The organism is Dokdonia sp. 4H-3-7-5, from assembly GCF_000212355.1.
Classification (GTDB): domain Bacteria; phylum Bacteroidota; class Bacteroidia; order Flavobacteriales; family Flavobacteriaceae; genus Dokdonia.
In genome coordinates, this window is record NC_015496.1 from 3,085,930 (window position 1) to 3,098,537 (window position 12,608).

6 protein-coding genes are annotated in these 12,608 nt (G+C 36.3%); 5 read left to right on the forward strand and 1 reads right to left on the reverse strand.

The genetic code is table 11. The annotated features are described in order from the left end of the window. The first annotated feature begins 14 nt into the window (after nucleotides 1-14). The 4 genes from uvrA to KRODI_RS13720 all read left to right on the forward strand — a co-directional run bounded on the left by uvrA (nucleotide 15) and on the right by KRODI_RS13720 (nucleotide 9,111). Nucleotides 15-2,846 carry an excinuclease ABC subunit UvrA gene (gene uvrA, locus KRODI_RS13705; protein ID WP_013752217.1) on the forward strand — a complete coding sequence of 944 codons (2,832 nt, stop codon included), beginning with the start codon at nucleotides 15-17 and terminating at the stop codon, nucleotides 2,844-2,846. Between the two features lie 47 nt (nucleotides 2,847-2,893). After that, nucleotides 2,894-3,583, forward strand: coding sequence for a TIGR00730 family Rossman fold protein (locus KRODI_RS13710; RefSeq protein WP_013752218.1), 690 nt, complete (start codon nucleotides 2,894-2,896; stop codon nucleotides 3,581-3,583). Between the two features lie 171 nt (nucleotides 3,584-3,754). After that, nucleotides 3,755-6,520, forward strand: a complete 2,766-nt coding sequence (locus KRODI_RS13715; protein WP_148236004.1) for a M1 family metallopeptidase — start codon at nucleotides 3,755-3,757, stop codon at nucleotides 6,518-6,520. A gap of 182 nt (nucleotides 6,521-6,702) precedes the next feature. Further along, nucleotides 6,703-9,111, forward strand: coding sequence for a thiamine pyrophosphate-dependent enzyme (locus KRODI_RS13720; protein ID WP_013752220.1), 2,409 nt, complete (start codon nucleotides 6,703-6,705; stop codon nucleotides 9,109-9,111). A 118-nt stretch (nucleotides 9,112-9,229) separates the two neighbouring features. Here the strand turns inward: KRODI_RS13720 and KRODI_RS13725 are convergent, their stop codons facing one another. Next, entirely contained in the window at nucleotides 9,230-11,278 is a 2,049-nt protein-coding gene (locus tag KRODI_RS13725; RefSeq protein ID WP_013752221.1) for an HD family phosphohydrolase, read from the reverse strand. 139 nt (nucleotides 11,279-11,417) lie between these two features. On the opposite strand from KRODI_RS13725, the gene KRODI_RS13730 reads away from it, so the two are divergent. Continuing rightward, nucleotides 11,418-12,599: an acetyl-CoA C-acyltransferase gene (locus tag KRODI_RS13730; RefSeq protein WP_013752222.1), complete on the forward strand. Its 1,182-nt coding sequence runs from the start codon at nucleotides 11,418-11,420 to the stop codon at nucleotides 12,597-12,599. Nucleotides 12,600-12,608 lie beyond the last annotated feature (9 nt).

Below are 12,608 nucleotides of genomic sequence, written 5' to 3' on the forward strand. Positions count from 1 at the left end.
CTTTGTAAAAATGTATGATAGATCACGAAGAACGTATTGAAGTTTACGGTGCTCGCGCCCACAATCTAAAGAATATAGACGTAATGATACCGAGAGAAAAACTCGTTGTAATTACAGGGTTATCTGGAAGTGGAAAGAGTTCGCTAGCCTTTGATACTATCTATGCAGAAGGACAACGTCGTTACATTGAAACGTTTTCTGCATATGCACGACAGTTTCTAGGAGGATTAGAACGTCCAGATGTAGATCAAATTCTAGGACTTTCTCCGGTTATTGCTATCGAGCAAAAAACCACTAGTAAAAGTCCGCGATCTACGGTGGGAACCATTACAGAAATTTACGATTTTTTACGTCTCCTTTATGCAAGAGCGGCAGATGCCTACTCTTACAATACTGGCGAAAAGATGGTAAGTTACAATGATGAACAAATACAGAAGCTCATTACAGAGAGTTTTGAAGGTAAAAGGATTAACATCCTCGCTCCTACTATACGCTCACGTAAGGGCCATTATAGAGAGTTATTTGAACAAATTGCAAAACAGGGTTTTGTTAAGGTTCGTGTAGATGGTGAGGTTAAGGATATTGTAAAAGGATTAAAAGTAGACCGTTACAAAGTACACGATATTGAGATTGTAGTAGATCGCATGCTCGTAAAAAAAGGTGATGACGATGATAAACGCCTTCGCGAAAGCATAAATACTGCGATGTATCATGGTGATGATGTGTTAATGGTACTTAATCAAGACACGAAGGAAGTACGTTATTTTAGCCGAAACTTGATGTGTCCTTCTACAGGAATCTCATATCCTAACCCAGAACCAAATAACTTCTCCTTTAACTCACCTAAAGGCGCTTGCCCTAACTGTAATGGCATAGGTGAGCTATATAAAGTAAATCCTAAAAAGATAGTCCCAGACCCAAAACTATCTATTAACGCTGGCGGACTAGATCCTCATGGACCTAAGAAGAACAACTGGATCTTTAAACAACTACAACTTATTGCAGAGAGGTTTGACTTTAAACTAACAGACCCTATTGAAAAGATTTCTGAAGAAGCTATGGATTTTATATTCTATGGCGGAAATGAAAAGTTTTCTGTTTCTTCAAAGCAATTAGGAGTTACTAGAGATTATAAAATTGATTTTGAAGGTGTAGCAAATTTTATAGAAAATACCTTTAATGATAGCGAGTCTACATCACTTGTACGCTGGGCAAAAGGATATATGGATAAGGTAGCTTGTCCCGTATGTGAGGGGTCAAGATTGCGCAAAGAATCACTCTACTTTAAGGTTGATGATCTTAGTATTGCAGACCTTGCTTCTATGGATATTCTTGAGCTACAAGAATGGTTTAAGACAGTAGAAAAACGACTCTCTAGCAAGCAATTACAGATTGCATCTGAGATAATTAAAGAAATTAATTCAAGAATACAATTCCTTGTAGATGTAGGACTTACATATCTTAATCTAAACAGAAGCTCAAAGTCTTTATCTGGAGGAGAGGCACAACGTATCAGGCTCGCTACACAGATAGGATCGCAACTTGTAGGCGTATTATACATACTAGATGAACCTAGTATTGGACTACATCAACGTGATAATGAAAAGCTTATAAATTCGCTTATTTCTTTGCGTGATATAGGCAACTCTGTCATCGTTGTAGAGCATGATAAAGATATGATTGAGCGTGCAGATCACGTAATTGATATAGGACCAAGAGCAGGACGTTTTGGAGGAGAAATAATAAGTGAAGGAACTCCAGAAGATTTAATAAAGCACCATACACTTACAGCACAATACTTGAATGGTGAAAAAGAAATTACCATCCCAAAACAACGTCGAAAAGGAAATGGTAAATTTATAGAGCTTAAAGGAGCTACAGGAAACAATCTAAAAAATGTTTCTATTAAGATCCCATTAGGTAAAATGATTGCGGTTACAGGAGTTTCTGGTAGTGGTAAGTCTACTCTGATTAATGAAACGCTCTACCCTATCATGAATGCTCATTATTTTAATGGTGTAAAAGTACCTATGCCTTACAAGAGCATCAAAGGACTTGACGAATGTGACAAAGTAATAGATATAAATCAAACACCTATAGGGCGTACACCTAGGTCTAATCCTGCAACCTACACTAAAGCCTTTGACGAAATTAGAAGCCTTTTTGCAAAGACTCCTGAAGCACTTATAAGAGGATATAAACCTGGACGTTTTAGCTTTAATGTCAAAGGTGGTCGCTGCGAGACGTGTAAAGGTGGTGGTTTAAGAGTGATTGAGATGAACTTCTTACCAGATGTATATGTTGAGTGTGAGACATGTCAAGGGAAGCGTTTTAATAGAGAAACCCTAGAAATACGATATAAAGGAAAATCAATTTCTGATGTTCTTGAGATGACTATGACCGAGGCAGCAGACTTTTTTGAACCTATTCCTAAAATATATCGCAAACTTAAAACGATAAAAGACGTAGGATTAGGCTATATTACGCTAGGACAACAGAGCACAACCTTATCTGGTGGTGAGGCGCAGCGTATTAAACTAGCATCAGAACTTAGTAAGAGAGATACCGGGAATACCTTTTACATACTAGATGAGCCTACCACAGGACTTCATTTTGAGGATATTAGAGTATTAATGGATGTGCTCAACCGTCTTGTAGACAAAGGAAATACCATTCTCATTATCGAGCATAATCTAGATGTTGTAAAAACGGCAGATCACATCATAGATATAGGATATGAAGGTGGAAAAGGTGGTGGCGAGGTAGTTGCCATTGGTACTCCGGAACAAATTATTAAAAAAAATAAAGGATATACAGCCCAGTTTCTAAAGAAGGAAATGGCATAAAACTACATATACAATATAGTTTTAATTATAAATACTAAGACATAATTATGAGTAACGAAAATAGACCTAAAGGCTGGAACGAGAAGAAAACAAATGACTCTTGGGCAATCTTTAAGATAATGGGAGAATTTGTAAATGGATTTGAAAAAATGAGCCGTATAGGTCCATGTGTATCCATTTTTGGTAGTGCGAGAACAAAGCCAGATAATAAGTACTATAAACTAGCTACCGAAGTTGCCGAAAAAATTGCAAATAACGGTTACGGTGTTATTACTGGTGGTGGTCCAGGTATCATGGAAGCTGGTAACCGCGGAGCACACCTTGCTGGCGGAACATCTGTAGGACTTAACATTGAACTTCCTTTTGAGCAACATGACAATCCATATATTGATAGTGATAAGAGTTTAGACTTTGATTACTTCTTTGTACGTAAAGTGATGTTTGTAAAGTACTCACAGGGATTTGTAGTAATGCCAGGAGGTTTTGGAACTCTTGATGAGCTTTTTGAGGCAATCACACTTATCCAAACACACAAAATCCAGAAGTTTCCTATTATACTTGTAGGTACAGAATTTTGGGGAGGGCTTATGGATTGGGTAAAGACAACCTTACTTGACAGTTTTCAGAATATAAGTGCTGGAGATATGGATCTTATACATCTTGTAGACACTTCAGATGAGGTAATTGAGGTGCTTAATAACTTCTATGATGAATATCAATTGAGTCCTAATTTCTAAAGGTGTTACGCTTTCGCGAAAGCGTGAAAACTACATATAACAGCAAAACAAAAACAGCTTTTTCTATTACAAATTAACACACTCCCTTTCTAGTTGAGACACACCCTAAAATCTCTGTATGCTTTTATCTCATTGCTTCTCTTAAGTGTAGTAGCCACGAGTCAACATACGATGGAAATTAATGCACAATTAATTCCTGACGATAGGTCTATACATCTCAATCATACAATCACTATCATAAATAGTTCTAGTGATGTGTGGACAGATGTATACTTAACAGACTGGGCACATAGTTTTTCTAGTAAAACCACACCACTAGCAAAGAGATTTTCTGAGTCTTTTGATAAGAAATTTCATCTTGCACCTGATAGTGATCGTGGTTTTACTAAAATGACTTCTATTGCAGGTCAAGGAACTATACTTCAATACACAAGACCAAAAAAACACCCTGACATCATCAAGGTTTTGTTACATGAACCACTATTACCAGGGGCTTCTGTAAGAATGACCCTTGATTATACAGTTGTACTCCCAGATGTAAAATTTACAGACTATGGGATTACTAAAGATGGTGATTATAATTTGAGATATTGGTTTGTAACGCCTGCCGTATATAACAATGGCTGGGAATACTACAGTAATAAAAATTTAAATGATAGATATTTTCCTCAGACGGACATACGCTTACAATTTTCCATTCCTCAAGGTTATGATCTAGTCACGGATCTTGAGCAGAATGATATTTCGAGTTCGCAAACAAAAGGTAATAAGCTTACGGTGCTCACTGGCAAAAGCCGAACTGATGCCAAGGTTTTTTTACTTAAAAGTTCTAATTACGAAGAGGTTCAAACAGATTATGTAACAATTGTATCTAATCTACATGATTATAAAATTCCTTCACCATTAAGAGCTTTAATATCTGATCGTATAGCCGGTTACCTGTACAATAATTTGGGCCAATATCCCTTTGATAAAATCCTTGTAACAGATCTTGATTATAAAGAGCAGCCAGTGTATGGCCTCAATCAATTACCTAGTTTTATAAGTCCGTTTCCTGATGGTTTTCAATATGAAATTAAACTTCTTAAGACAACGATTAACAACTATATTAACAACACACTTCTTGTTAACCCAAGAAACGATAGATGGCTTATAGATGGCATCAAGGTCTACATCTTACAAAATTACATGGACACCTACTATCCTGATCTCAAAGTAGTAGGATCTTTAGATAAGTACTGGCTCGTACGTCAGTTTTATGCTTCAGAACTTGAATTTAATGATCAGTTTAATATTTTATCTACTCATATATCTAGATTAAATCTTGACCAGCCGCTAGATACACCTTACGACGAACTTATTAAATATAATAAGAATATAGGTACATCGTATAAAAGTGGTGTAGGGCTTAATTATCTCAATGATTACATAGGAGATAATAAACTTGATGAGATTATTAGTGATTTTTATCAAAAACACAAGTCTCAACCACTCACATCATCGCAGTTTGAAAAGGAAGTAAATGCGCAAATTGATGAGGATGTAGATTGGTTTTTTAAGGATTACATTACTTCTAATAAACGACTAGATTATGCCTTAAAAAATTCTAAAGTGAAAGGCGACTCTGTTTATGTAGATGTAAAAAAGAAAGAGCGACGCTCCTCTCCTATTTCTATTTACGGCTTTAAGAATGATAGTCTTACAAGTAAGCGCTGGGTAACCGGAACTCAGAAAACAGAAAGACTTGCATACTCAAAAGAAGAAGCAGATAGGTTTGTTTTAAATTATGAGAATATCATTCCTGAAAATAACTTAAGAAACAACTACGAGAAGCCTAATGCATTTTTGAGCCTAGATAAACCCATACAGCTCAAATTCTTCCAAGATTTTGAAAACCCTGCAAAAAATCAGCTGTTTGTAATGCCAGTTGCTCAGTTTAATATATATGATGGTTTTATTCCGGGTGTAAAACTTTATAATAAGACATTACTCACCAAAGCACTCAATTACAAAATAGAACCTCAAATAGGTTTAAAGTCTAAGAAGCTTATAGGTAGCGCTTCTATATCCTATAGACATGACTATCAAAATCAAGGACTCTACGCATTGAGATATGGAATTTCTGGAAATCGTTTTTCTTATGCACCAGATTTATTGTTTACAAGAATAACTCCTTTTGTAAATCTATCTTTTAGAACTTCAAACCTTAGATCAAATAAACGACAGAGTGCATCTGCACGATTTGTAAGTGTACAACGACAAGAAGATCCCCTAGTCGCATTACCTACTCCTAATTACGATGTTCTTAACTTAAGGTACACTAGATCAAATCCTGGAATAATACATACACTCAACGTTACTGGAGATGTGCAGTTTGCAAAAAACTTTGGTAAGGTGTCTGGTAATATATTTTATAGAAGACTTTTTCTTAATAATAGACAATTAAATGTGCGCTTATTTGGCGGTGTATTTACTTACAACAATACACAGGCAGATGGCGACTTTTTTAGCTTTGCACTAGACAGACCAACTGATTATTTATTTGACTACAATTACTATGGTCGCTCTGAAGATAGCGGTCTATTCTCTCAGCAAATAATTATTGCCGAAGGTGGTTTTAAATCTCAATTGGATGATGTAGCGCCTGTATTTGCAAATGACTGGATGTTTACAGCAAACGCAAGTACAACGCTATGGAAGTATTTCTATGCTTATGGAGATGTTGGAGTTGTTAAGAATAAAAGAGCAAATGGAAGACTCGTATATGACTCTGGAATTCAAGTAAGTCTTCTTGATGACTACTTCGAGTTATACTTCCCTATATATTCAAATTTGGGTTGGGAAATAGGCCAACCTAACTATGACCAGAAGATTAGGTTCCAACTACAAATAAGTTTTGATACGGTGATAAGACTTTTTTCACGAAAGTGGTACTAAAGATTCTCAAAAAGCACCGTTTAAGTTGTCATATTCTTAATAAAATCAAAAAATCTTGACTTTTGTTGAAAATGGACTGCGTAAAAAGCACTTCTAATGCGAAAATTATAAGTATTTAACGCAGCTACATATTGCATTGTGGATATGTTTTGGCTATTTTTACAATCAAATCATTTAAACTTATGGCAATTACTTCTAATACCAAAGCAGCATTATCTTATGATGACTTTAAAGAATCTGTTCTTGAAGATTATCGAATCGCTGTTACTAGTAGAGAATGTAGTCTTTTAGGACGTAGAGAAGTTCTTACAGGAAAGGCAAAATTTGGAATTTTTGGTGATGGAAAAGAGCTACCACAGTTAGCTTGGGCACGTGCTTTTAAAAATGGTGACTTTAGATCTGGTTATTACAGAGATCAAACATTCATGATGGCGATAGACCACTTATCTATAGAAGAGTTTTTCGCAGGACTATATGCACATACAGATATAGCATTTGACCCGATGAGTGCTGGAAAGCAAATGGGTGGTCACTTTGCTACGCATAGTCTTGATAATGACGGTAATTGGAAAAACTTACTAGCTCAAAAGAATTCTAGCTCAGACATCTCTCCTACTGCTGGACAAATGCCTAGACTTTTAGGACTTGCACAAGCTTCTAAAGTATATAGAAACGTTTCCGAAACTCAGAAAGAAAACTTCTCAAATAATGGTGATGAAGTTGCTTGGGGAACTATAGGTAATGCGAGTACTAGTGAAGGTTTGTTTTTTGAAACTATAAACGCCGCAGGTGTACTTCAAGTACCTATGGTAATAAGTGTTTGGGATGATGAATATGGAATTTCTGTTCACGCTAGACACCAAACTACAAAAGAGAGTATCTCTAAAATTCTTGCTGGTTTCCAGAGAGATGAAGAAGATAAAGGATATGAGATTATCAAAGTAAACGGATGGGATTATCCTGCACTAGTAGATGCATATGAACGTGCTGGAAAAATAGCTCGCGAAGAGCATGTACCAGTTTTAGTACATGTTGTTGAGCTTACACAGCCTCAAGGACATTCTACTTCTGGATCTCATGAACGTTATAAAGATCAAGATAGATTGCAATGGGAACGCGAGAATGACTGTAATGTACAGTTCAGAAGCTGGCTTATTGATCAAGGTCTAGCTACAGATGAGGAACTTACCGCTATTGACAAAGACCTTAAAAAGAAAGTTCGAGATGGCAAGAAAGCTGCTTGGGAAGCATTTTTAAGACCTATTAAAAGTGAAAAAGAAAAAATAACATCAATACTAGAAGCACTTATTAAAAACTCTAGTAACGGTAGTTTTATAAAGCCACTTTTTGAAAAACTGGTAGAAAATAAGGAATCTCTCAAATGTGATTTACTTAGTACTGCTCGTAAAGCTTTACGCCTTACCATAGGAGAACAATCTGATACGCATACAGAACTCGCAACGTGGATTGATAACTACATTGCAACAATTCAACCACAATATAGCGCACACTTATACAATGAAAATGGTAATGGTGCGACTTCAATAGAGGCTGTTGCTCCTACTTATGGAGAAGAAAACCTTGTAGATGGAAGAGTTATCTTAAGAGATAACTTTGATGCTATCTTTAGCAAATATCCTAATACACTTGTTTTTGGAGAAGATGCTGGAGCCATTGGTGATGTGAACCAAGGGCTTGAGGGAATGCAAGAGAAATACGGAGAGCATAGAGTTGCCGATGTAGGAATACGTGAAGCAACGATACTTGGTCAAGGAATAGGAATGGCGATGAGAGGCTTACGCCCTATTGCCGAAATTCAATATCTTGATTATATTCTGTATGCAATCCAGATTATGAGTGATGATCTAGCAACTTTGCGTTATAGAACTCATGGTAAACAAAAAGCACCACTTATCGTAAGAACTCGAGGTCACAGATTAGAAGGAATATGGCACAGTGGATCACAAATGGGAGCCATCGTACACCTTCTTAGAGGTATGTACATTCTTACTCCTCGTAACATGGTAAAAGCTGCTGGTTTTTATAATACATTACTAGAAAGTGATGAGCCTGCACTAGTTGTAGAATGCTTAAATGGTTACCGTTTAAAAGAAAACTTGCCAACTAACATAGGAGAATTTAAAACTCCTATAGGTGTTGTCGAGACTGTAAAAGAAGGAACAGATATTACAGTCCTTTCTTACGGAAGTACACTGCGTATCGTTATGGAAGTTGCAAAAGAACTTCTAACTGTAGGTATCAACATCGAAGTAATTGATGCACAATCCTTATTACCATTTGACCTTAATCACGATGTTGTTGAGAGTATCAAAAAGACAAATCGTTTTATCGTTATAGATGAAGATATGCCAGGTGGAGCGAGTGCTTACCTACTTAATGCAGTATTAAATGAGCAAGATGCTTACAAATACCTAGATAGTAAGCCAGAAACCATGACTGCAAAGGCTCATAGACCTGCTTATGGAACAGACGGAGATTACTTCTCTAAACCTTCTGCAGATGATATATTTGAGAAAATATACAGTATGATGAACGAAGTTAATCCTTCTAGTTTTCCTACGTTGAGATAAGAAACTTAGTCTAAATATAAAACGAGATACATTAATTTGTATCTCGTTTTTTTTTACGCTTTCGCGAAAGCGTTACTAACTATTATAACTCCGTTAGAATATACTTTTAATCTAGCTCCTACTCTGGATATTCAATCCTGAGGTGATAAATGTTATTAAGCTTCTTTTTAAGTACTTTCTTAATCTGCTGAATTTCTTTGAACGTAATATTTGCATTTAGAAACTGCCCTTCATCCATTTGCTTCTTGATTATCTTTTCTACAAAAGCATCTATAAGTGTTGAAGTTGGATTTTTAAGACTCTTGGAAGCAGCTTCCACACTATCTGCCATCATTAGTATCGCAGTTTCTTTACTAAAAGGTAACGGTCCTGGATATTGAAAATCTGTGATTAGTGTGTCCTCATTAATTTCCTTTTCCTTAAAATAAAAATACTGTACAGTACTGGTACCGTGATGCGTACGTATAAAATCGATTACACGATCTGGTAAATTGTATTTGCGTGCGAGTTCAATTCCATTAATCACGTGATCTATGATAATGCGTGCACTTTCTTTTGGAGATAAATCATCATGACTATTGATACCTGTTGCTTGGTTTTCTGTAAAATCTGTAGGGTTTTCTATTTTACCTATATCATGATAAAGTGCTCCTACCCTAACAAGCATGGCGTTTGCACCTATTTCATTTGCTGCTGCTTCAGATAAGTTTGCCACATTGAGACTGTGGTGAAAAGTACCAGGAGCTTCATCTGCAAGGCGCTTGAGAAGCTTTGAGTTAGTATCTGATAATTCTAATAGTGAAACATCACTCACCAAACCAAAAATCTTTTCATAAATATAGATGAGCGGCTGTACAAATAGTGTTGCTAGACCAGCGAGTAAAAACATACCGAAGTCTTCCCACTGCAGCCCCTCCATACCACCTTCACTTATAATATTAAATGCAAAATATGCAAGTATATATATAAGTGTTATCTGACCTATGGAGATAAAGAGGTTTGCTCTTTTATATAATTCTGGTATTGTTAAGATAGTTACGATACCCGCGATTACTTGTAAGAAAAAATATTCAAAACTATCTGGCACAATAAATCCTAATAAGAGAATAGCAATTACATGCGTAAAAAGCCCCAAGCGAGCGTCAAAAAAAGCTTTTATAATGAGTGGTAGTATGCACATAGGTACAGCATATACGTACTGAGGGCTCCACTTTACAACTATCGTTGTAAGAAGCACCATAACCAAAACATTGAAAAATATAAAGGTTACTTTAGTATTATTTAAAAATACAGAAAGTCTATAAGTACGTATAAAAAGGAGCAACATTACGAGTGCCAGCAGCACTAACAAGATGTATCCAAAGAGCACCCAATTATAACGCGAATCACTTATGTTTTGCGACTCGTATTTGGCTTTTAGAGATAGTAATTTTTGCAGATTATCACCTTCTACGAGCTCTCCTCTTGCTATCACAATACTTCCCTTAGGCACTATATTGCGTGTTTCTGAAATCTGACCAAGCTCTATATCAAGTGTCTCCTTTGTAAGAACTTCATCTAACGAAACATTTGCTTCTAGCCCATCAAAGTAAAGCTGAAGATATTTATTAGAATATGCTGCATAAGCACCATTCTCAATAACAGATGTAAGATCATCTGTTACATTATTAAGCACTGAAATTTGGTTTAACCTCATTTCATATACTTCATTACCTTTTTTTATGAAGATGAGTCGGCCAGAATCATAGACAGGCTTGTTCTTTATAACCCCAGTTTTGTAAACTCCTTTTAGCAAATTACTACCATACCTTCTCAGTTCTGATTTTGGAAATTGATAATCAATACTATCAGGAAATACCTTATCAAAATTTTCATCGTAAGACGCTATTATGTTATCTACAATATCTTGATTGTAATTAAAGTACACAGCAGATTGCGATTTTACTTGACTACGCTCTTCTTCAAGTTCTGTGGCACTTTTGAGAATAGCAAAATCCTCATCTGCATACAGGTTTTCATATTGCCATGGAAAACCTTTTTGAATCTCATATTGAAATTTTCCGCTTTTCGGAAAAAAATAAACAATAAATCCTGCACAAATAAAGACAAGCAAGAGCTTGTAGATGAGATCTTGATTTTTATAAAACTTTTGTGCAGTGCTGCTCATAGGGTTGTCTAGTATGAAGCTAAAGTACTAAATTATTATCGCTTGATATACCACTTAGAGCGTCGCTATAGATTCTAAAATCTTCAAATTTTCCTTACATTCGCAAGAGAAAAATTTAGTACTTCAAACACACAAATATATGAGTAAGAACGTTGTTATAGTTGCGGCTGCACGCACACCGATAGGTAGTTTCATGGGAGCTTTATCCTCTGTTACTGCTAGTAAACTTGGATCAATCGCTATAAAAGGCGCTTTAGATAAAATTAACCTTGACCCTTCACTTGTAAGTGAAGTATATATGGGTAACGTCGTACAAGCTGGTGTAGGCCAAGCACCTGCTAGACAAGCTGCACTAGGAGCTGGAATTCCAGATACTGTGCCTTGTACTACTGTAAATAAAGTATGTGCTTCAGGAATGAAAGCTGTGATGATGGCTGCACAAGCCATTGCTCTAGGAGATGCGGATATTGTTGTTGCTGGCGGAATGGAAAATATGAGTCTTATTCCTCATTATGTTCAGTTACGTAATGGACATAAATTTGGACCACAGACTATGGTAGACGGTATGCAAAAAGACGGTCTTGTAGATGCATATGATGGTAACGCGATGGGTGTATGTGCAGATGCATGTGCAACAGAATATAAATTCTCACGTGAAGATCAAGATAATTATGCTATCCAATCTTATAAACGCAGTGCTGCTGCTTGGGAAGCTCGAAAATTTGACAATGAAGTAGTACCAGTATCCGTACCACAAAGACGTGGAGATGATGTTATCGTATCTCGTGATGAAGAATTTACAAATGTAAAAATGGAAAAAATTCCTGCTTTACGTCCTGCATTCTCAAAAGACGGAACAGTAACTGCTGCAAATGCATCTACAATTAACGATGGCGCAGGTGCTGTAATCGTAATGAGTGAAGAAAGAGCAAAAGAGCTTAACCTTACTCCACTTTGTACTATAAAAAGTTATGCAGATGCTGCACATGAGCCAGAGTGGTTTACTACGGCTCCGTCAAAAGCATTACCAAAAGCTCTTGCAAAGGCAGGTGTAGCTCAAGATGACATTGACTTTTTTGAGTTTAATGAAGCATTCTCTGTAGTTGGTCTAGCAAATATGAAAATATTAGGCTTAACAGATGAAAATGTAAATGTACATGGAGGAGCAGTTTCCTTAGGACATCCATTAGGATGCAGTGGAGTACGTATCCTTATTACGCTTATGAACGTATTGAAGCAAAATAATGCCAAACTAGGTGCCGCGGCAATTTGCAATGGCGGTGGAGGTGCCTCTGCTATGGTAATAGAAAATCACAATTAAGAATAGACA